This window comes from Pseudomonas cerasi (assembly GCF_027983475.1).
In the GTDB taxonomy this organism is placed as follows: Bacteria; Pseudomonadota; Gammaproteobacteria; order Pseudomonadales; family Pseudomonadaceae; genus Aquipseudomonas; species Aquipseudomonas cerasi.
This window is the reverse complement of the sequence record NZ_JAQJVM010000001.1, coordinates 2,045,446-2,066,921: the sequence shown is the minus strand read 5'-3', so window position 1 is coordinate 2,066,921 and position 21,476 is coordinate 2,045,446. Positions and strand designations below refer to the sequence as shown.

The following is a 21,476-nucleotide window of genomic DNA, read 5'->3' as shown; positions in this document are numbered from 1 at the left end:
ATTAAGGGAGAAGCCACATGTACCTGACGCCGCAACACATCCTGCTCGCAGGAGCCACAGGCCTTACAGGCGAGCATTTGCTGGACCGGCTGCTCAGCGAGCCGACCGTCAGCCGCGTGTTGGCACCGACCCGCAAGCCGCTGGCCGAGCACTCGCACCTGGAAAACCCGATCGGCGAGCTGGCGACCTTGCTGCCAACGCTGTCCGGCCGGGTGGACATCGCATTCTGTTGCCTGGGCACCACGATCAAACAGGCCGGTTCACAGGAAGCCTTCAAGGCCGTCGATCTGGACATGGTCACGGCGTTCGCCAGCCGCGCCCGCGAACTCGGTGCTCGCCACTTGCTGGTGATCAGCGCAGTCGGCGCAGACCCGGCGTCCAGTACCTTTTACAACCGTGTCAAAGGCGAAATGGAACAGGCGCTTCGTGCGCAAGGCTGGCCGCAACTGACCATTGCCCGCCCTTCTCTGCTGGTGGGCAGCCGTCCTGAAACCCGCTGGGTCGAGCAACTGGCGGCACCTATCGCCAAACTGATCCCCGGCAAATACGGCGCCATCGAAGCCTGCCAACTGGCCCGCGCCCTGTGGCGGCTGGCGCTGGAAGAGCAGAACGGCGAACGGATCGTCGAATCGGATGAGCTGCGCAAGCTGGGCAAGTAGGTGATGATCGCCGGGGCCCAGCGCTGATCGTTCCCGCGCTCCGCGTGGGAATGCAGTCCGTGACGCTCTGCGTCACCCAAGGGAGCCTTACCCGATAGCCCTGGTGTCGCTCCGCCCCCCTAAAGCCCGCCTGTAGCCTGAACCCCCAGTCCCGCCGCGGTCAGCAATGACAGTGGCAGCAGCAGGGTGTCGAGCAGCGCACTGCCAGGCAGGTCCAGGCCCGGGTAGCTGGGAGCGTCTGCGCCGAATCGGTCGGCGGCACAGCAACCACCCTGCAGCGCGTACATATTCAACCGCGTACCGGCATACACCACCGGCGCACCAGGTTTGGCCGCATTGAGCGTGCGTGCCGTTGCGCATCCGGTCAGCGCCAGCGCAAGCGCTACCAGCAGCAGCTTATTCATCGCCGCCAATATGGTGCTCGCCCCAGCGCGGCAACATGTCCTGAGGAATATTCAGCAGGTTGAGGATCCGCGCGACGATAAAGTCCACCAGGTCGTCGATGGTCTGCGGCTGGTGATAAAAGCCGGGAGACGCCGGCAGAATCACTGCGCCCATGTTCGACAGCTTGAGCATGTGTTCCAGATGAATGCTGGAATACGGCGCTTCGCGCGGCACCAGAATCAACTGGCGCCGCTCTTTCAGCGTGACGTCAGCGGCGCGCTCGATCAGATTGTTGCAAGCCCCGGTGGCAATCGCCGACAGCGAACCGGTGGAACACGGCACCACCACCATCGCGCTGGGCGCACCCGAGCCGGAGGCCACTGGCGACATCCAGTCATCGCGTCCATAGACGCGAATCTGCCCGGCAGACGCACCGGTGTACTCCGTCAGAAACGCCTGCATCATCATCGCCTTGGGCGGCAGGCGCACGTCGGTCTCGGTGGCCATCACCAGTTGCGCCGCCTTGGAGATCAGGAAATGTACTTCCCGGTCCTCACGCACCAGACAATCCAGCAGGCGCAGGCCATATTGCGCGCCTGATGCACCGGTCATCGCGACGGTGACGCGCTCCGGGCCGCTCATTGCAACGCCTCCGCCAGTTTGCCATGCAGACCGCCAAAGCCGCCGTTGCTCATGATCACAATGTGCGTGCCGGGCTGCGCCTGGCTTTTGACCTGGGCGATGATTGCCTCGAGGGAATCACAGACCAACGCCGGCACAGTGCCTCCCGCGACTGTTGCCGCCAGGTCCCAGCCCAGATTGGGGGGCGCATACCAGACCACCTGATCCGCCTGACTCACGCTTTCCCGCAGGCCTTCGCGATGCGCGCCAAGCTTCATCGAGTTGGAGCGCGGCTCGATGACTGCAATGATCGACGCATCACCGACCTTTTTGCGCAGGCCGTCCAGCGTGGTGGCGATGGCCGTGGGGTGATGAGCGAAGTCATCATAAATCGTGATGCCGCGCACGTCGGCCACCTTTTCCATACGCCGTTTGACGCTCTTGAATGCACTGAGCGCCTGCACACCCAGCAGCGGCACCACGCCAACATGGCGAGCGGCTGCCAGCGTCGCCAGGGCGTTTGCTACGTTGTGCTGACCGGTCATGTCCCAGTCGACGGTGCCTTGAAGCTCGCCTTCGAACAGCACTTCAAAGCGCGAGCCGTCTTCGCTCAACAGTCGTGCCTGCCACTGACCGTTCTGGCCTGTGGTCTGTACCGGCGTCCAGCAGCCCATCTCGATGACCCGCGACAACGCCGGCTCGGTAGTCGGATGGATCACCAGGCCTTCGCTCGGGATAGTACGCACCAGATGGTGAAACTGGCGTTCGATGGCCGGCAGATCGGGGAAGATGTCGGCATGATCGAACTCAAGATTGTTGAGGATCGCTGTCCGTGGGCGGTAGTGAACGAACTTGGAGCGTTTGTCGAAGAACGCGCTGTCGTACTCATCGGCCTCGACCACAAAGAACGGGGTCTCGCCCAGACGCGCCGACACGGCGAAGTTCTGCGGGATGCCGCCGATCAGGAAGCCGGGGCTCATGCCCGCGTGTTCCAGCACCCAGGCCAGCATGCTGCTGGTGGTGGTCTTGCCGTGCGTGCCGGCCACGGCCAGTACCCAGCGGCCTTGCAGCACATGGTCCGCCAGCCACTGCGGGCCAGACACATACGGCAAACCGGTGTTGAGCACATATTCAACCGCAGGGTTGCCACGCGACAGCGCGTTGCCGACCACTACCAGGTCCGGCGCGGGAATCAGTTGCACGGGATCATAGCCTTGGGTCAGCTCGATGCCCTGCGCCTGGAGCTGGGTGCTCATCGGTGGATAGACATTGGCGTCGGAGCCCGTGACCCGGTGCCCCAACTCTTTGGCGAGCACCGCCAGAGACCCCATGAACGTGCCGCAGATACCAAGGATATGAATATGCATGACCAACCTCTCAGAACATCTGCGCAGGTTAACGTAGGGACGGTGAAATGGCACCCTGAGTTTGTCCGTCGTCTCGCGCGCGCAAGCCATTTCAATGCCAGGCAGATAAGCCTAAAGTCCTAGCCACGGCCGAATGCAAATGGCCTATTCTTGAACGCTTATTGCCAGATACCCGAAAGCAGAATCGACACAGACTCCCTCACAACAAGAACCAGGAGACATACCATGCGTTACGCTCATCCCGGTACCGAAGGCGCTATCGTCAACTTCAAGGAACGCTACGGTAACTACATCGGCGGCGAGTTCGTCGCACCGGTGAAAGGCCAGTATTTCACCAACACCTCGCCGGTCACCGGCAAGGCCATTGCAGAATTTCCGCGCTCCACCGCCGAAGACATCGACAAGGCACTCGACGCTGCGCACGCCGCCGCTGCGGCCTGGGGCTCGACCTCGGTGCAGGCACGCTCGCTGGTCCTGCTGAAGATTGCCGATCGCATCGAAGCCAATCTGGAAGTCCTGGCCATCACCGAAACCTGGGACAACGGCAAGGCAATCCGCGAAACCCTCAACGCCGATATTCCGCTGGCCGCCGACCATTTCCGCTACTTCGCCGGCGTGCTGCGTGCGCAGGAAGGCAGCGCCGCCGAAATCGACGGCAATACCGTGGCCTATCACATTCATGAGCCGCTGGGCGTGGTCGGGCAGATCATCCCGTGGAACTTCCCGCTCCTGATGGCCGCCTGGAAACTCGCCCCTGCGCTGGCTGCCGGTAATTGTATCGTGCTCAAACCTGCCGAGCAGACGCCGCTGGGCATCAGCGTGCTGATCGAACTGATCGGCGACCTGCTGCCTCCCGGCGTGCTGAACATCGTGCAGGGTTATGGCCGCGAAGCGGGTGAAGCGCTGGCCAGCAGCAAACGCATCGCCAAAATCGCCTTTACCGGCTCGACACCGGTCGGCTCACACATCATGAAACTGGCGGCGGACAACATCATCCCGTCCACCGTGGAACTGGGCGGCAAGTCGCCGAACATCTTCTTCGAAGACATCATGAGCGCCGAGCCGGAGTTCATCGACAAGGCCGCCGAAGGCCTGGTGCTGGCGTTCTTCAATCAGGGCGAAGTCTGCACCTGCCCGTCTCGCGCGCTGGTGCAGGAGTCGATCTATCCGCAGTTCATGGAAGCGGTGATGCGCAAGGTCGAGAAGATCAAACGCGGCGACCCGCTGGACACCGACACCATGGTCGGCGCGCAGGCATCCGAGCAACAATTCGACAAGATTCTTTCGTACCTGGACATCGCCAAGGGCGAAGGTGCCGAACTGTTGACCGGCGGCAAAGTGGAGAAGCTGGAGGGCAACCTGTCCACTGGCTACTACATTCAGCCGACGCTGCTCAAAGGCAACAATAAAATGCGCGTGTTCCAGGAAGAGATCTTCGGCCCAGTGGTCAGCGTCACGACCTTCAAGGACGAAGCAGAAGCCGTGGCCATCGCCAACGATACCGAGTTCGGTCTGGGCGCAGGCCTGTGGACCCGCGACATCAACCGCGCCTACCGCGTGGGCCGGGCGATCAAGGCCGGACGCGTGTGGACCAACTGCTACCACCTGTACCCGGCACACGCCGCGTTCGGTGGCTACAAGAAATCCGGCGTCGGCCGCGAAACCCACAAAATCGCGCTTGAGCATTATCAACAGACCAAAAACCTGCTGGTGAGCTACGACACCAACCCGCTGGGTTTCTTCTAGCACCCGCCCGCGATATGACGCAAAGCGTCACGAACTGCATGCCAACGCGGAGCATTGGCACGATAGTCGTCTCAAGATGTTTATCGCTCCCGCGCACTGCGCGATAGTCATCTCAAAAACATCGCGCACCAACCCTGTGCATCGCGCCTTGGCCCACCGCCCTGGCGTGATGCATCTTTGCTCTGAATCCTCCGTTCATGGTTGCAAACTCGCACTCCCGGTCAGGATGGAGTATTAATTGCTTGCATCGCTTCCCACAGTCGTTTGAACCGGGACGTATCCGTTTCAGCGAAAGACTACGTCCGACGCAAGCAGCGCGACGTCATGGAGAATCTGTATGGCGAGCTTTTCCCATTCTGTCGGTGCGCAGACGTACCGCTTCGACAGCCTCAAAGAAGTTATGGCCAAGGCCAGTCCTGCGCGCTCCGGCGACTATCTGGCCGAAGTCGCGGCGCAGAACGACGGCGAGCGAGTCGCCGCGCAGATGGCGCTGGCGAACATTCCGCTCAAGCACTTTCTTGAAGAAGCCCTGATCCCTTACGAACAGGACGAAGTCACCCGGCTGATCATCGACACCCACGACAAACTGGCGTTTGCCCCGGTCAGTCATCTGACAGTCGGCGGCTTTCGCGACTGGCTGCTCAGCGACAAGGCCGACGAAACCAGTCTGCGCGCGCTGGCCCCCGGCCTGACCCCGGAAATGGCCGCTGCCGTTTCAAAGATCATGCGCGTGCAGGATCTGGTGCTGGTGGCGCAGAAAATCCGCGTGGTCACGCGCTTCCGCAACACCATGGGCCTGCGCGGCCGGCTGTCGACACGCCTGCAACCCAATCACCCCACCGACGACCCGTCCGGCATTGCCGCCAGCGTGCTCGACGGCCTGCTGTACGGTAACGGCGATGCCATGATCGGCATCAACCCGGCCACTGACAGCACCTCGTCCATCGTTGCTCTGCTGGAAATGCTCGACGCCATTGTCCAGCGCTATGAAATCCCCACGCAATCCTGCGTGCTGACCCACGTCACCACCTCGATTGAAGTGATCAACCGTGGCGTACCGGTCGATCTGGTGTTTCAGTCGATCACCGGCACCGAAGCCGCCAACGCCAGCTTCGGCATCAGTCTCAAGCTGTTGCAGGAAGGCTATGAAGCGGGCCTGAGCCTGAACCGCGGCACCCTCGGGCAAAACCTGATGTATTTCGAGACCGGGCAAGGCAGCGCGCTGTCGGCCAACGCGCACCATGGCATCGACCAGCAGACCTGCGAGACCCGCGCCTATGCCGTCGCCCGGCATTTCAATCCGTTTCTGGTCAACACCGTGGTCGGTTTCATCGGCCCCGAGTACCTGTACAACGGCAAACAGATCATCCGCGCCGGTCTGGAGGATCACCTCTGCGGCAAACTGCTGGGCGTACCGATGGGCTGTGACATCTGCTACACCAACCACGCAGAGGCCGATCAGGACGACATGGACACTCTGCTGACATTGCTGGGCGTCGCGGGGATCAACTTCATCATGGGCATTCCCGGCTCCGACGACATCATGCTCAACTACCAGACCACCTCGTTCCACGACGCGCTGTACGCCAGGCAAAGCCTGGGCCTGCGTCCTGCACCGGAATACGAAGCCTGGCTGGAGAAAATGGGCATCTTCACCCAGGCCGACGGTCGTGTGCGCTTCGGCGACAGCCTGCCGCCTGCCTTCCGTCAGGCGCTGGCGCATCTAGCATGAGTGACGAGCCGATGAACGAACTACAAGACAGCGCCGCTCCCACCAATCCCTGGCTGGAACTGCGCCGCCTGACCCCCGCGCGTATTGCGCTGGGTCGTACCGGCACCAGCCTGCCGACCTCTGCGCAACTGGACTTTCAAGCCGCTCATGCGCAGGCACGCGACGCGGTGCATCTGGCCTTCGACCATGCCGCGATCAGCGCACAACTGACCGAAAAAGGTCGTGAAACCCTGTTGCTGCACAGCGCCGCGACCGACCGGGACAGCTACCTGCAGCGCCCGGACCTGGGCCGTCGCCTGAATGACGAATCAGCGCAAACGTTGCGTGACTATGCTGCGGCTCATCCGGGCGGTCTCGATCTGGCGGTCGTGGTCGCCGACGGTCTGTCCGCCCTGGCGGTGCATCGGCATGCGGTGCCTTTCCTCATTCGCCTGGAAGAACAGGCCAGTGCAGAGGGCTGGTCGCTGTCGCCAGTGATCATGGTCGAACAGGGCCGCGTCGCGGTGGCCGATGAGGTCGGCGAACTGCTCGGTGCGAAGATGGTGGTCATTCTGATCGGCGAGCGCCCCGGTCTCAGCTCCCCGGACAGTCTGGGCCTGTACTTCACCTACGCGCCGAAGGTCGGGCTGAACGACGCGCACCGCAACTGTATTTCCAATGTGCGCCTGGAAGGCTTGAGCTACGGCATGGCCGCTCATCGGCTGCTGTACCTGATGCGCGAGGCCTGCAGGCGGCAGATTTCCGGGGTCAATCTGAAGGACGAAGCTGAGCTGCAGATTCTGGAATCAGACGGCACTGATGATCATTCAGACAAACCCATCGGCAACTTCCTGCTCGACGGTCCTGCAGCGTCGCATTAGGCCCCATGCAGGCTTATGCCATTCCAAGCCGCCGGGGCGATTCGCGTAATCAGCCCGGCGTATGGCATCAGCCCGGATGAACGTTGCGGCCTGTTCATCCCTTCTGAAGACGTACCGCTCACCCCCCATTCAACCCCGCCGCTTATTCCGAAGCCCCTTCTGCGCATTCTGCTTCTATAATGCCGCGCATACGCACAGTCGTTTCTTCCGCATGCGACCCCGGACAGGGTTCTCGCCTCAGGTGCTTTAATGGAATTCAACCCGCTCGACCTTATTCTGCATCTCGACGTTTACCTTGACCTGTTGGTGACCAACTACGGCACATGGGTTTACGCGATTCTGTTTCTGGTGATTTTCTGCGAGACCGGGCTGGTGATCATGCCCTTCCTGCCGGGCGACTCGCTGCTGTTCATCGCTGGCGCCGTGGCTGCCGGTGGCGGCATGGACCCGGTCCTGCTGGCCGGGTTGCTGATGCTCGCAGCGATTCTGGGCGACAGCACCAACTACGTGATTGGCCGCACGGTTGGCGAAAAACTGTTCAGCAATTCGTCATCGCGCATCTTCCGCCGCGACTACCTGCTGCGCACCCAGGATTTTTACGCACGCCACGGCGGCAAGACCGTCACGCTGGCGCGCTTCCTGCCGATTATCCGCACCTTCGCGCCGTTTGTAGCCGGTGTGGGCAGGATGTCCTATCCGCGCTTCGTGGGCTTCAGCGTGCTGGGTTCGGTGCTGTGGGTCGGCAGTCTGGTGACCCTGGGCTTCTTCTTCGGCAACGTGCCATTCATCAAGCACAACCTGACCTTCCTGGTACTGGCAATCATCCTGCTGTCACTGGTGCCGATGGTCATCGGCGTGGTGCGCAGCCGCACCGCGCGTCCGGTCGACGCGCGCTGAACCATGTGGTCATTCAGCCACTGGCGCAGGCAGCGCACGCTGGCCCGACACCCGGTTGCTGAAGAACTATGGCAGAACGTCTGCGCACGTCTGCCGATCCTTGATGGCCTGAGCAGTGAGCAACACGCGCAACTGCGTGACGCCTGCGTGCTTTTTCTGCATGACAAACACCTCAGCGCACTGCCGGGCGTTGATCTGGATGACGAACAACGGCTGTTCCTCGCCGCCCAGGCGCAACTGCCGCTGCTGAACCTGGGCGAACTGAACTGGTATCAGGGTTTTCATGAAATCGTGTTGTACCCCGACGACTTCGTCAGCCCGCAGCGCCATCGCGATGCCAGCGGCGTCGAACACGAGTGGGATGGCGAGCACAGTGGCGAGGCCTGGCTACAGGGCCCGGTGATTCTGGCCTGGCCCGGCGTATTGAGCAGCGGCGACTGGGATGGCTACAACCTGGTGATCCATGAACTGGCGCACAAGCTCGACATGCTCAACGGCGACGCCAATGGCCTGCCGCCGCTGCACAGCGATATGCAGGTGACCGAATGGGCTCGCGTCATGCAAAGCGCGTTCGATGATCTCAACCGGCAACTGGACCACAACCCCGACGCCGAGCCCGCCATCGATCCCTATGCCGCCGAAGACCCCGCCGAATTCTTCGCCGTGACCAGCGAATACTTCTTCAGCGCACCCGATCTGCTGCACAGCAGTTACCCGGCAGTCTACGAACAACTGAAAGCGTTCTACCGCCAGGACACCCTGGCGCGGCTCGACCTGCTGCGTCAACAGGACCCGGCTTACCGGGACAGCTGACGGCCGCCAAGGCCATGCGTGGCAACCAAAACAGAATATGCCTATAATCCGGACCACTTTATGGCGGTTCGCGCCACAATCTGTCTGGTCAACTAGGGGGGCAATGCCCAATGAGCTACAGCAAGATTCCGGCGGGTAAAGACCTGCCGAACGACATCTACGTCGCGATCGAAATCCCGGCAAACCACGCGCCGATCAAATACGAAATCGACAAAGATTCCGATTGCCTGTTCGTTGACCGTTTCATGGCCACCCCAATGTTCTACCCGGCCAACTACGGTTTCATTCCCAACACCCTGGCTGACGACGGCGACCCGCTGGACGTGCTGGTGGTAACCCCATACCCGGTTACTCCAGGCTCGGTTATCCGCGCACGCCCGGTAGGCATCCTGCACATGACTGACGACGGCGGCGGCGATGCCAAAGTTATCGCGGTGCCACACGACAAGCTGTCCCAGCTGTACGTCGACGTGAAAGAGTACACCGATCTGCCGCCGCTGCTGCTGGAGCAAATCAAGCACTTCTTCGAGAACTACAAGGATCTCGAAAAAGGCAAATGGGTGAAGATCGAAGGTTGGGGCAACGCTGACGCTGCCCGCGCCGAGATCACCAAATCGGTTGCGGCCTTCAAAGGCTGATCACCGATCTGGCGTTTCAGGGCGCGAACACCCGTGCCCTGAAACACGCTCCCCCCTCCTCGCTGCACCTCCCCGCACACCTCTCTTGCTGAAACGAAATCACCCGTTTTTTTGCAGCACGCACGTTTAAAAATGCGCCCGCCTTTTAGACATTCAATGAACAGTTCGTTAATGCCCGTATAGCGGGGGTAAACGCGCAATACCTCGTTTAGCGCCAAAAGCGCTATTACGGAATCCACCTACACGACATTCATTCCATCCGTAGTCCGGATAGCCACGCCCACCCTGGGATAACGTCGACGTCAACACCTCGTTCATTTAAACGCCCAGACGACGCCCGTAGACTTCGCCACTATGAATACATCAGGTGATCGACTCCGCATCCTCCTTCGGGAGTGCCATCTCACAGCGACTGATTTTGCCGCCAACCGCAAAATCACGCCGCAACACGTCAATAACTGGTTCAAGCGTGGCGTGCCCATGGCGCGGATTGACGAGGTGGCTGAACTGTTGACCGTTAACGCCCGCTGGCTGCGCACCGGCGAAGGCCCCAAACACCCTAACGAATGCGCCAATGAAAACACCGGCGGCGATACCCGCGTCATCATTCATCAGGCCAGAAACGTGTCGCGCGGCGACGTGGAAATCCAGATTTTCATGGAAGCGGAATCCACCCAAGGCCTCGGCAAGACCGTCCTCGCCGAAGCCCCCGGACAGAAAATCCGCCTGCCCCTGCAAGTCCTGCAGAACATGGGCATCGACCCGAAAAACTGCATGTGCGTCGCCATGGTCGGCAACAGCATGGCCGACAAGATCCAGGACGGCTCGATCCTCGGCGTCGACCGCGAGCTGACCCAGGTCATCGACGGCGAAATCTACGCCTTGGAACACGGCGGCATCCTGCGCGTCCGCTACCTCTACCGCCTGCCCAACGGCGGCCTGCGCCTGCGCAGCCACAACGACGCCGAATACCCGGACGAACTGTTCAGCGCCGAAGACATCGACCGGGAGAAAATACGGATTCTGGGCTGGATATTCTGGTGGTCGACCCTGAACAGCCGACGCAATGCCATGCTGCTGTTATGAGGTGTTTACGGCTGAAAGGCATTCGGGCTGGGCATGGGAGGCGAAGTTCAGTATCCTGTTCGCCATCCAGAGCACCTGACGCAGTCATGCGATGCGGTGTTTGAACGGGGCATGTGATCCGTTTGCCCTGTTGTCTATTCGCGCTTCTTCAAGAGGCGTACCTGTTGAAGGCGATTGCGGTCTATCAAAAATAGATCAGAACCGCCTACGAGAAGCCGGCCACAAGCCGGCTTTTTAATGCCTACTGCTTTCTTCCTGCGGCTGGGCAGTGGATATCATCTGCTTGAGAAGCTTCCCGCCAAATCAGCCGCTGGCAGCACCTTGCTGGTTGTCCCGGTCGAAACCCACTTTAGGATAATCCCAAGTCAGGTTTATTCAGGTAACCGGACTATTAGAGGGTTTGCCAAGTGAAAACCATCCATAACGCTCGCTATCAGGTGTTGCTTGATCTTTTGCTGGAAGCGTGCAACGCAGCCGGTATGACGCAAAAAGAATTAGCGGTCCGGCTAGGGCGACCGCATTCGTTTGTCTCAAAGACAGAGAATGCCGAGCGCAGGCTCGATGTCATTGAGTTCATGGATGTCTGTCGGGGGATCGGGACTGATCCGTACATGTTGCTCAGCAAGCTGGACTCGATGACTCGCCCATGATCGACAATCGCGAAGCTTTGCTGGATGAGCGCTTGCGAGAGGAATGACTCATAGCGATTCAATGCAGTCCGTTCTGGTCAGATATAGGACGATCACGGACAGCCTACTACGTCCCGCCCTCTCCACAGCTTCCAGACCTGTTCCCAACCGTCTTCGTGACTCGGCCCCGAGACGATAATCAGTTGGCTGCACGCACCGTTGCCCAGTTGCCTGCTGTAACCCTTTGCCAGTTCAGTCGGGATCATTTCGTCACGCGTGCCCGACAAGTGACGCTGAGGTATCAATGCCAGGCGCTGAATGTAATCGAGTGGGTCCAACGATCCATTGAGAGGCGAAAGTCCTTTTAGTGCTGTCCACTGATTCGGGGCCAGATTGCCAGCGATGGTCTGGATCCGGGTGATGTCGTTTCGTTGTCCAGCCAGTAGCAACGCGAGGGTTGCGCCGCCTGAATAACCAATCAGCTCGAACTCGTTATTACCGTAACGTTGTTTCATCTGGTCCAGCGCACTGCTGAGGCTGGTGACCACTGCCTGGGAGAAACGGCGATTGGTCCAGAGGGCAGCGTTGCAGGCCGGGGCCGTGATGAATTGGCATGGTCGTGCCAGATAGGCGCTGGGCGTCGGGTCGTTGACTGCCAGCTGCGGCACGAGGAGCTTACGTGGGCTCGGGTCGAGACTGGGTTGAGTGGCGGTGGCCCAGGCATGACCGTCGCCTTCCAGATAGACCCGCAGACGGTTCGCTCTGAAGGTCTCTGGCGGTAACAGCGCCGCCAGTGGAAAGGGCTGTGCCGACAGAATCTGCATCTGTCGGCCATGCTGGTCGGCCAATTGCTGTAGATCAGCGCGCGGCGACTGACAACCGGCGATGGCTCCGCTCAACAGCAGCGCCATCACGACTGCAAGGGTACCGCCCAAGCGTTTTCGACCAAGGCGGTAACTCCACATCAAAAGTCGTAACGCACTTTTGCAGAGAACACATCGGCATCGAAGCCCGATTTACCGATGTAGTCGTAGTTGACGCCCAGTGTGACGGCCCCCAGTTTGTAATCGGCACCCACACCCGCTTCGTAACTGTCACGCACGGCCTTGGCGCCGCTGGTAACAAACGGTGTACTGCCGAGCAGAAAGGTGGACGTGCTCTGCGCTTCGTCGGCGGCGAAGTCGTGGTAAGCCATCAGTTTGGCTTGTGGCTCCAGCGTTCCTGCGCCCACGAGGAAACTGCCAGCCACGCGCATGCCTGCACCCAGCTCAATGGTTTCATAACGCTGGTCTTCAACCTTTAACGCAGCCGACGAGCCTTTCTCACGATAGCCGTCGATGTTCACTTGGCTGTAACGCGCCGCCAGGCGTGGTTCGACCAATACTTGCGGGTTGACGTGATAGGTGTAACCACCCACCAGATTCAGGCCCAGCAGGTCACTGTCGTAATCTGCCTTGGCACGCGTACCTGCAATGCTGCGTTTGCCCTGGTTGTCATTGAGGCCGTAAGTCAGGCTTGTATCGACAAAGTAATTGCCTTGTTCGAAGCCGCCGTACAGTGTGAATGCATGGCTGTCGACTTCGGTTTTGTTACCACTTTTGCCATTCACGTCGGTATTGATGAAGCTGTAGGCCAGCCCCAGCGTCAGGTTGTCGTTGAGTTTGCCGTCGGCGCCCACCGCAATTCCGCTGCTGTACGCGTTATAGCCCGCAATCCCGTCACGCTGGCCTTGAGTGGCGTCGCTGTAAAGCGACTGGACCCAGACACCTGCATTTTTGAAGCTCTCACCAGAAGAAGCACCGCGTATCGAGCTGGTGCGGCTGCCAGTCACGTTGCTGATCAGGCCCTGGCTGGTAGTAGCGGCGCTTCTGGCCCCGCCGTTGACCTCCGGCGATAGCTGAGAGGCCAGCTTGGCGAGCTGCCCACCGTCAGCGTTCAACAAAAGCTGTTTGAACGCATCACTGTCGTTCAGCTTGCTGATGATGCTGTCGCCGGTCAGATTGACCAGTGTGGTCTGTTCATTGACTGAGCCACCGTTGTTGGCAACTACCTGAGCGACCTCTTCCTTGCCCTTGGCGGTGACCACAGCCACAACGTCTTTGCCGTCAACGGTATAGCTGTCGATTTTAAGCAGCGCCGAGGTACTGACTACATCCAGTTTGCCAGCAGGGTCGACCGCGCTTCCATCCTTGGTCAGCAGTTCGATCTTGCCTGATTCGATAAGCGTGTAAGCAGTGCCGTTGGCATTGAAGTCGTCACCCTTGGCTGCGAGCTTTACTTGCGCTCCCGGTTCGAACTGAGTAGTGCCGGTAACTTTCAGCACCGCGGTTTTAGCATCAGTGGCCTTACTCAGATTCAGACCGAGCGCCGAATTGCCGTCGACATACAGATCGCCGCCAATGCTGCTGTGTGCGGACTCGAAAGTCATGGTAGTAGGACTGTCGGAGGTGCCACCAACGTAAACCGATCCGCCGCTCTTCAGGCGAATATTGTAGCCATCTTTACGGCTGTCAGTACCCGTGAAGGAAGTATCCCCTTCCAGCTCGATATTGCTCACGTCGATCAGGTTACCGACAACGATGCTGCCCTTTCTCAGGATCAGCTCGATCGGACGATTGCTTCCAGAAGCGTCGATGGCCCTGTCAGCAGAAATGATCGAACCTTCGTTATAGATATTGAAGTCGCCTCGTTCGATGTACCAAGGCTGAGCGCCGATCATAGAGAACTTAGTGGTGCCCATCACAATAGCAGCGCTCTCGCCGCGGATCGTCCCGGTGTTGGTTATGTCCGCACTATTGCCTATCATGGTGGCCCCGTCGATTCGAAGACCTTGAGATCCCGCGCCGCTAGCGGAGAGGCCGCCATGGTTTTCGAAATATCTCAGACTCGTGGCGACATCCAGGGCCGTCGCGCCTTGACCAGTAACGTCAACCAGACCTCGGTTGATAACGTTGCCGCTAATCTTGCCGCCCTCAAGGCTGATGCCTTTGACTACTTCACCATTGGCAAAGGTGCCGGAACCGCTGATATTCGCGTTGAGGATCAGGTTCTTTTCAATGGTCGAACCACTTAGCTGAATCGCATCTTTAACCGCACTCCCCGTATAGGCACCGTTGATCTCAAGGTTGCCGGTATGGGTCTGACCCTCGCTTTTATAACCAGCGTTGGTCAGTTCGACTGTTTCAGCAAAAGCAGGAACAGCAGTTGCAGCTACAGCCATGGCGAGAAGGGTCTTGCGAAACATCACAGAGTTCACGATTCATTCCTTATGTGGGGGGGGCGCTTCCATGCGTAGCGAGAACATGCCGCAGCAAAAAGTGGCGATTGGCCACACAGAAGAGCGCGGCGAGAATAAAGTAACCGACTTGAAATAACATCAAATATTATCGATACAGTTACACTTCGTTAAGATCGTTTAAGCACTCGGGTCAGATTGCTAGACCCGATACGACTCCGCATGCGCCACGTTCCTCAGCGTGCGCCAGTACGAGCGAACGCGCTTCGCAAGAGTCGGCGAGGTGCTGAACAGTACGATGGTCGCAAAGGACACCCACCAGCCGGGGCGCAGGCAGGTCAGCAGGTATTGATTGAGCCAGATGCGCGCTATTCTCAGCCTGTAACCCTTCGGGTCGAGCCTTTGCAATTGCTCTATCGCAGAGGCTTTGTAGAGTGTGGTCAGTACGCGGGGGCTGGTCAGAAAACGTTCCGGGAAGTCGACGCCAGCCTCGCAGTGGTTGAGGACTCTGAAGTTGCGTCTCAAGACGTTGTCCCATAACTTCAGGTTGCTCAGCCCTACCTCGCAGGGTCGTGCGAGCCGGGCGTCGATGCCCTTCCTGCGCATGACACCCAGCATCAGTGCCTGCTCGCTCACCAGGCGCGCGGACGTGTAGCCAATGAAGTTGCCAAACGGGTTGCGAGACGGCCTGTCGTTGAAAAGCGTGTCCCTTTCGAACAGTGGTTGCTCCCACATGGCGAGCATTGCTTCGCGCGTGCCGAATTGAACGAGATCCGATATGTGGAACAACATCGGCAACCGTTCAGGGTCGCGAATATAAAGCGTCGTGGTGGTGATGGGCGTGTCGAACAGCTGTGTCTCGCCCGGCTCGGTATCATCGGACTGACCTATGACAGCCAGTGCAGCGCTGGTCAGGTTGTGATCGGCGCGCATTTTCATGACATAGGGTCTTGAAGCGCTTTGAATACCGCATAGCGTCGACCGCAGCATGCGATTGATGTTGATCTGATTACCGGCGTCATCAACGAAGGCACCCGGATCATCCGACATGACGATCTGGTCCGCCTTCACATCGGACGTATCTTCATGACGCCAGGTCGAAACGATGATTTCGGCATCTGGCAGGTGCGTCCGGATCGATACGATGCAGGCGAAGATATTTCGTTTGGAACTCAGGTTGCGATACAGGGGCCCCTGAATAACCACGCTGATTTTTCTGGAGTCGACGGCCACAAGATGAGGCATGTGTTTAACCTTGTAATGAGAAGCGCCTGCTACCGACGGCTAGCGGCAGAGCGGTCAATGGGATCTTGCAACACGCCGAAAGACGCGCAGAGCAACACGCCGCATTCGACGCAGGATGCCCGCCAGCAATGGAAGACTTATCAGTACTCTTTCAAGACGAGTGACCATGAACAGCCTGCCAATCTGAACGGAACGGGCTGAGGCTGTTGTGCTTGCCGGCAAATTGTTGAACGACGCATTGAGGGTTCGCGAATAAATGCCCAGGTGCATGGCGGGCACCATGATCACGAGGTTTCGCTTTCGCAGCTTGGTGCTCAGATAGTTGTAGCGAGCAATTTTCTGGATGAAGTCCATGCAGGTAGCAGAGTCATGCTGGCCAAAATCGATCAGCACCCAGTCGCTTTCGACTTTATCCATGTGCTGGGCAACTCTGTTTGCCACGATGCCGCTTACAGCATTGCAGTGAAGAAAATCATCCAGGCTGAACAAAGCGTGTTCGGTCGATGAATCGCTGGCGGGTAGTTCGGTCAGGTTGTAACGGTCATCAATCACAAGGACGGGAACGGTCTTCCTATGCTCGTGCTGAATGCGCGCCAACTGACAGATCAACTGATGGCTGGCGTTGCTGGCGCTCAAATGAGAAACGACGAATACCTTCACTTCGCCCCCTTGCTGTAGGACATAAAGGGAGTCGAGTTGTAGATGGCCTTCACAGCAGCCCACAGGCTTTCAAAATAGAAAATTTTCCCGTTGTTTCGATAAGCCCGAATGGCCGAAATCAAAATGCCGGGGAGCGACAGAAGGTTGTGGTGAAAGTAATCATCCTGCTGGCGAGCAAACCAGGTCTGCCTGCCGCGTTGACGCAACATATTGCGCACCTCGCAGCTCTGTGTGATCAGTGTCTGTTTGGCCAGCACAGGGTCTGTGAGGAAGCGATTGACCAGAAACTCCTGACGCATGCTCGGTAGCTGGTCGAGCAACACGAGCCTCTCGAAGTCGTTGATAAACGCTCTGACCGTCTCACTGTCGTTTTTGAACGTGGACTGCTGCACTACATTATCGATCAGTTCGATCCAGGCTCGAACAGGGAGATGAACAAGACCGGTTGGAATAACGACCGCCGACGGATTGGCCAGGTATTTGTCAGCGAACTGCCGCAATCTGGCCAGTGCGGTCTCGGCAGACAGGTTCAAAAGAGGTTTCTTTTCCAGCAGGGACACATAACAAGGCCCGGATATTCCGAGACATCCGCCAACGGATTCGACCGGAGCATTGCCACCCAGCAGCGCCCGGGAGGTCACCGACTGAGTGATGCCAAAGGGATTGATACGGTTTGGAATACCCGCGCGCGACGCTCGCAACGCATGCTCGATGTCTTCGTACTCCACCCAGTGCAGGGACTCGTCCAGCGGGCAGGCATTCCAGACATCCTTGCGACAAATGTAGAGGCTGCCTGTCGGGTAGCTGGCGTCACTGTTGTAGCGCATCGGGCTGGCGAAACAGAACCCGGTCCGGTCGACGTCCGGGAATATTGACGGCGCAATGGACTGAGCATTACCGCTGGTGCGGTGCAGCCCCAGCAGCCCCTGAGCGACCTCGTCCATGGCCATGCCGTAATCCGAGTAGCGACGCGGGTGCATGCTGATTCGGTTATCGAAGAACATGCTTTGCAAGGTCATCAACGGATAGCGCGGGCCAAAGCGGCGGACAACTTCCCCGAAGTGTTTTGGCAGAAAGACGCGGTCGTGCAGGATCACCAGATTGCTGTGTCTGGCCTCCAGTGCGAGACGGTTTTTCTTCTTGCAGATCTGCACGGGCGGGGCCGTGATGTCATCCCCCACGATGCGGACCTTGTCGAAATAGGCGAAATTACTTCCCGGTGTGCCGCACAGCAGTATCTCCTTGTGCGGGATGTCAATTTCCAGAATGCGCTTCACGACGGCATTGAGAACAGTGGCGTCGCCTGGACCGACAGGAATACCGAAGGTCCAGCTGTCGAGATCGTCGTTAGATTCCGCAGTCAGCCTGGATACTTTCCTGTAAGTGACCGAGTTGGCCGAACGCGCAATGACCTTGAGCGAGCCGGCAAAGTAATCACGATCCAGATAACACTCGATTGGCGTGTCTTCGATAACCGTGATCTTTTCGCCAACATTCAGAAAGTGCGCACCGTCCCACAGCAGCAGCGGAGACAGCGGTGAATCACTCTGAACACCATAAAAACAGTAGCTACCCGCCCCATACAAGCACAACGGACGCCGTGCGGCATGCAGTTTCCTGATCACCCGTTCAGGCTTGCGAAACGGATGCGCGCGGAACGAGATGAAGCTGGAGCACTCATGGGGCAGCAGTAGCCCCACCGGGAGGCTGCGCAGACTGCCCGCCGCTATGTAACCGAGGCTTGGGTGGTGCTGGAGATGGGTCGTTTTCATGGTCAGACGACGTACTTGTCAGCAAGCGCACCCGGCACCTTCACGACAACGGTGGTCGCATCGGTGAGCGCTTCGAACGCCGTGATATCGCCCGGTTCCAGAACGATGATGTCGCCGGCATGCCAGACCTGATCGCGCATGTTGACCGACCCGGCAATGAGTACGGTTATCTCGGTGGCGACCTTGTGGTAATGAGCCACTTCCTTTTCACCTGCCTTGTAGGTCTTGACCCCGACCTCACAGGACTCGGTACTGAAAACTGCAGGTTCGAATCCACCCACGAACCAGCCTTTGACCATGTCTTCCAGTCTTGCCGTTTTCATCGTATCTCTCCTGCTTCGAAAGCGTGGAGCTGACTGTCGGTTTTCAGTGGCCGGTACTGATTGGGTTCGATCCGGTAGGCGCCGATCTTCTTCTGCAACAGCACCAGCTCATTGAGAGCGGGGGCTATGTAGAAGTTGTCGTTGACCCTGGCGTCCTTGCGAATCATCTCCTTGGCCGCCGATACGAATAGCGAGCCGGACTTGAACCAGTACACACCGGCAATGGCGTTTGAGCTGATCGGGTTCTTTTCGGCTGCTTCGATAACCCGGCAGTCGCTGTCCAGGCGCGCGAATGAATAACGAGGGTGCAGAGAATTGAAGATGACCACTCCGGCATCCTCATGACGTTGCCGAAACGCACGCACTGCATCCAGCAGCTGGATATCCAGAAAGTCGCTGACGCTGAGAATCAGCAGTTCGTCATCGTTGTCGATTTCTTCGCTCGCCAGAAGCGCTGTGCAAGCCGCACCACGGGTGATGTTGTGGACCGGTAGAACACTGGCCGACGGGTGCATTTGCGGGACCATGTTGCGAAGGTGCAGCCGGGCGATATCGTTGTTCGAGAATGTGCAGATCATCCTGCGCGGCTGAAGTACTGCGCAGTTGTCTATCAGCGTATGAATCAGCGGCTTGCCTTTATGTTCGCACAGGTAGTGCGGGTACTCGCCCTCATCATGCGGCGCCTCTGTCTGCCTGCCGGTCAGAAGAATGATATTCAACGCGCTCACAGGACTGCCGCCTTGTCGAAGTTGATCTGTTCAACTTTGCCAAGAATGTTATTGAGGTTTACATCGCAGGTTTCAGCCACGACCAGAACATGTGCGCCTGAGTCTCTGGCGGCCTTGATGCCATTCTCGTTGTCCTCGACGATGAGGCATTCTTCAGGCTGAAGACCCAGTTGGCTGATGGCCTTGGTGTAGATATCCGGCGCTGGTTTGGCATGCTTGACGTCTTCGTTGGAGAGCCGCAGATCGAGGTATCGGTCTAGATCCGCCCTGTTCATCATGACCTCCACGGTGTTGCGAATGGAGTTGGACGCCACTGCCAGCTTGTAACCCAGCGTTTTCAGTGATGACAACGCGTACTGATGCACAAAGGTCGGTTTGCACTGGGCGTAAACAATCTCCATGGTGTACTGCTGCTTCATCTCGTTGATGAAGGCGTGCAACGCAACCGGCAGGTCGCGTTCGACACTCAGCATGTCGAGTTTGCGCGAGGTGGGCAGACCGTCGTAGGCGGTGAGGTGTTCGTGGCGACTGATGTTGTAACCGAACAGGCTGAGCGCTCTGTTGAGTGCGTTGTAATGCCATTCCTTGGCGTCGATAAGAACACCGTCCATATCGAAAATCACTGCCTTGATCATGATTGCCTCACGTGAAGAAAGTGGCTGCGTCTGCGGGAAGATCAGTACACAGCATCAAACGGTCCTGCGACCTGAACTCGAGCAATTGCTGCCACAGGGCGCCATGACCACGCCCGTGCAATTCGGGTGACACCACACAAACCTGCTTGCCCAGGGAAAGAAGATCGCCAATGATCTGGTTGGAAAACCACTCACCCTCAAAACCGTCAAGCCAGACGCCTGCAGCCTGTTTGAGCCAGGCTGGCGACGGCTCTACATCGCTGAGACGGGTGTAAGTGGTGAGGTTGGCGTTGAGGTAACTCCGCATGTCCGGCACCGCCATATCGAAGGCGAACCAGTTGGTATGGCCGTAACGGGCGAAGGTTGCAGCGAGAGCCTGTGCCAGGCCATCCGCCTTGACGTTGATGGCCAGAGGCAGGTTGCGGCCCGCCATGATGTCGAGCAGGCCGTCCAGCGTCAGCTCGCCGCCTGCAGGCATGTCGTGGGAGATGACCAACTGGCCAGCCACATCACGGACATCGGTTTCGGTGCCGAAGCCAAGGTCGAATGATCGATGAAAGGCTTCGGGCAGATTGCGCTGCGGCCTTTGCAGCCAATAGCCGCGATGGCTGATGATCTGCATGTCAGGCCTCTTTTCCCGAGGCTGCCTGCCTGCTCAGCGGCAACGACAGGAACTGGTTGAGGTCTGCCGGGATGCCCAGGCCATACATGCCATGACCTTCTGCACCAATGCTGTAATGAATGACCCTGGCGCCCTGCCCGATGAGCTCGTTGTAAACCGGTGCGACATAGAACTCGCCGTTGACGCGAAGATCTTTCGCGACCATCGCCTCAATGGCCGATATCAGTTGACCTGCGCGGCGAAAGTTATAGATGCCGACAGTGGCCTCGTCAGAGATAACCTCCTTTTCCACCACACGGTCGATCAGGCCTGCTGCACTGAAGCCAACGAAAGACCATTTCGGATCGTTGGCTTTCATGGTCATGATCAAACCCTCTGCATCGCTCTCGCTCATTGCCTGCAGATAGGCGTTTATATCCACATCGACGTACTGGTCGCTGTTGGCAATCATCACTTGCTGGCTGTCGTCGAGCAGGTGCCGCGCTGCATACACCGAGCACGCAGCGCCCCCGGTCAGGCCGCCGAGCTCGACGATCTCGCAGCCGGGCGCCCAGGCATTCAGTCTTTCCCTCAGCCCGTAACGTGCGACCTGTTCCGACTGACAGATAAAGATGAATCTGTGCGGGCACTTCGGCGTCAGGTTGTCGATCACGACCTTGATCATCGGTACACCATGTACAGGGATCAACGGTTTGGGGTCGGTGTAGCCCGCAACCGCAAAGCGACTCCCGGCCCCGGCCATCGGAACGATAATTTGCAACATGGAAATACCTTTATGAATTGAGTGATGGCCAAGTTGACTGGAAGCATGGCATCACGAAACA

The 21,476-nt window shown here is 58.6% G+C and carries 22 protein-coding genes; 9 read left to right on the top strand and 13 right to left on the bottom strand.

Annotated elements, in window-relative coordinates; translation table 11 throughout:
- The first annotated feature begins 17 nt into the window (after positions 1–17).
- The gene (locus PI739_RS08900) at positions 18–659 is read left to right on the top strand and encodes an NAD(P)H-binding protein (protein ID WP_003431871.1); all 642 of its coding nucleotides are present in this window, start codon (positions 18–20) and stop codon (positions 657–659) included.
- 119 nt (positions 660–778) lie between these two features.
- On the opposite strand, the gene PI739_RS08895 is transcribed toward PI739_RS08900, so the two are convergent.
- The 3 genes from PI739_RS08895 to mpl are packed head-to-tail and all read right to left on the bottom strand — an operon-like array spanning position 779 to position 3,031.
- Entirely contained in the window at positions 779–1,063 is a 285-nt protein-coding gene (locus tag PI739_RS08895) for a YceK/YidQ family lipoprotein (RefSeq protein WP_003366412.1), read from the bottom strand.
- Positions 1,056–1,685, bottom strand: coding sequence for a flavin prenyltransferase UbiX (gene ubiX / locus PI739_RS08890; protein ID WP_003366410.1), 630 nt, complete (start codon positions 1,683–1,685; stop codon positions 1,056–1,058). Before ubiX ends, PI739_RS08895 begins: the two co-directional genes overlap by 8 nt.
- Positions 1,682–3,031 carry a UDP-N-acetylmuramate:L-alanyl-gamma-D-glutamyl-meso-diaminopimelate ligase gene (mpl, locus tag PI739_RS08885; RefSeq protein ID WP_003431874.1) on the bottom strand — a complete coding sequence of 450 codons (1,350 nt, stop codon included), beginning with the start codon at positions 3,029–3,031 and terminating at the stop codon, positions 1,682–1,684. The genes ubiX and mpl overlap by 4 nt, the downstream gene beginning before the upstream one ends.
- Positions 3,032–3,256: 225 nt before the next feature.
- Here mpl and exaC point away from each other — a divergent pair, with 225 nt between their 5' ends.
- The 8 genes from exaC to PI739_RS08845 all read left to right on the top strand — a co-directional run bounded on the left by exaC (position 3,257) and on the right by PI739_RS08845 (position 11,453).
- Entirely contained in the window at positions 3,257–4,777 is a 1,521-nt protein-coding gene (gene exaC / locus PI739_RS08880) for an acetaldehyde dehydrogenase ExaC (protein WP_044310536.1), read from the top strand.
- 337 nt (positions 4,778–5,114) lie between these two features.
- On the top strand, positions 5,115–6,509 hold the full coding sequence (locus tag PI739_RS08875; protein WP_054081321.1) for an ethanolamine ammonia-lyase subunit EutB: 1,395 nt from the start codon (positions 5,115–5,117) through the stop codon (positions 6,507–6,509).
- The gene (gene eutC / locus PI739_RS08870) at positions 6,506–7,369 is read left to right on the top strand and encodes an ethanolamine ammonia-lyase subunit EutC (protein WP_032609234.1); all 864 of its coding nucleotides are present in this window, start codon (positions 6,506–6,508) and stop codon (positions 7,367–7,369) included. The genes PI739_RS08875 and eutC overlap by 4 nt, the downstream gene beginning before the upstream one ends.
- 249 nt (positions 7,370–7,618) lie before the next feature.
- A complete protein-coding gene (locus PI739_RS08865) occupies positions 7,619–8,266 on the top strand; it encodes a DedA family protein (protein ID WP_003366404.1) in 648 nt (215 codons plus the stop codon).
- A 3-nt stretch (positions 8,267–8,269) separates the two neighbouring features.
- Positions 8,270–9,079: a M90 family metallopeptidase gene (locus PI739_RS08860; RefSeq protein ID WP_054081320.1), complete on the top strand. Its 810-nt coding sequence runs from the start codon at positions 8,270–8,272 to the stop codon at positions 9,077–9,079.
- Between the two features lie 110 nt (positions 9,080–9,189).
- Entirely contained in the window at positions 9,190–9,717 is a 528-nt protein-coding gene (gene ppa, locus PI739_RS08855; protein WP_003366402.1) for an inorganic diphosphatase, read from the top strand.
- A gap of 354 nt (positions 9,718–10,071) precedes the next feature.
- A complete protein-coding gene (locus PI739_RS08850) occupies positions 10,072–10,803 on the top strand; it encodes a LexA family transcriptional regulator (RefSeq protein WP_042930418.1) in 732 nt (243 codons plus the stop codon).
- Positions 10,804–11,210: 407 nt separating this feature from the next.
- Positions 11,211–11,453, top strand: coding sequence for a helix-turn-helix domain-containing protein (locus tag PI739_RS08845; RefSeq protein ID WP_003366400.1), 243 nt, complete (start codon positions 11,211–11,213; stop codon positions 11,451–11,453).
- Between the two features lie 92 nt (positions 11,454–11,545).
- On the opposite strand, the gene PI739_RS08840 is transcribed toward PI739_RS08845, so the two are convergent.
- From PI739_RS08840 to PI739_RS08795, 10 genes are all read right to left on the bottom strand, one after another.
- Positions 11,546–12,397, bottom strand: a complete 852-nt coding sequence (locus tag PI739_RS08840) for an alpha/beta hydrolase (protein ID WP_054081319.1) — start codon at positions 12,395–12,397, stop codon at positions 11,546–11,548.
- Positions 12,397–14,676 (bottom strand): autotransporter family protein, encoded by a 2,280-nt coding sequence (locus tag PI739_RS08835; RefSeq protein ID WP_003431887.1) that lies wholly within the window; start codon positions 14,674–14,676, stop codon positions 12,397–12,399. The genes PI739_RS08840 and PI739_RS08835 overlap by 1 nt, the downstream gene beginning before the upstream one ends.
- Positions 14,677–14,868: 192 nt before the next feature.
- The gene (locus PI739_RS08830) at positions 14,869–15,912 is read right to left on the bottom strand and encodes a WavE lipopolysaccharide synthesis family protein (protein WP_054081318.1); all 1,044 of its coding nucleotides are present in this window, start codon (positions 15,910–15,912) and stop codon (positions 14,869–14,871) included.
- Positions 15,913–15,966: 54 nt separating this feature from the next.
- Positions 15,967–16,572 (bottom strand): hypothetical protein, encoded by a 606-nt coding sequence (locus tag PI739_RS08825; protein WP_054081317.1) that lies wholly within the window; start codon positions 16,570–16,572, stop codon positions 15,967–15,969.
- Positions 16,569–18,344: a hypothetical protein gene (locus PI739_RS08820; protein ID WP_054081316.1), complete on the bottom strand. Its 1,776-nt coding sequence runs from the start codon at positions 18,342–18,344 to the stop codon at positions 16,569–16,571. The genes PI739_RS08825 and PI739_RS08820 overlap by 4 nt, the downstream gene beginning before the upstream one ends.
- A 2-nt stretch (positions 18,345–18,346) precedes the next feature.
- Positions 18,347–18,667: a hypothetical protein gene (locus tag PI739_RS08815; RefSeq protein ID WP_003431896.1), complete on the bottom strand. Its 321-nt coding sequence runs from the start codon at positions 18,665–18,667 to the stop codon at positions 18,347–18,349.
- Entirely contained in the window at positions 18,664–19,395 is a 732-nt protein-coding gene (locus tag PI739_RS08810) for a glycosyltransferase family 2 protein (protein WP_003431897.1), read from the bottom strand. Before PI739_RS08810 ends, PI739_RS08815 begins: the two co-directional genes overlap by 4 nt.
- Positions 19,392–20,030 (bottom strand): HAD family hydrolase, encoded by a 639-nt coding sequence (locus PI739_RS08805; protein WP_003366391.1) that lies wholly within the window; start codon positions 20,028–20,030, stop codon positions 19,392–19,394. Before PI739_RS08805 ends, PI739_RS08810 begins: the two co-directional genes overlap by 4 nt.
- 7 nt (positions 20,031–20,037) lie before the next feature.
- A complete protein-coding gene (locus PI739_RS08800) occupies positions 20,038–20,652 on the bottom strand; it encodes a PI-PLC domain-containing protein (protein ID WP_003431900.1) in 615 nt (204 codons plus the stop codon).
- A 1-nt stretch (position 20,653) separates the two neighbouring features.
- Positions 20,654–21,415: a glycosyltransferase family 2 protein gene (locus PI739_RS08795; RefSeq protein WP_003431902.1), complete on the bottom strand. Its 762-nt coding sequence runs from the start codon at positions 21,413–21,415 to the stop codon at positions 20,654–20,656.
- Between the last annotated feature and the right edge of the window lie 61 nt (positions 21,416–21,476).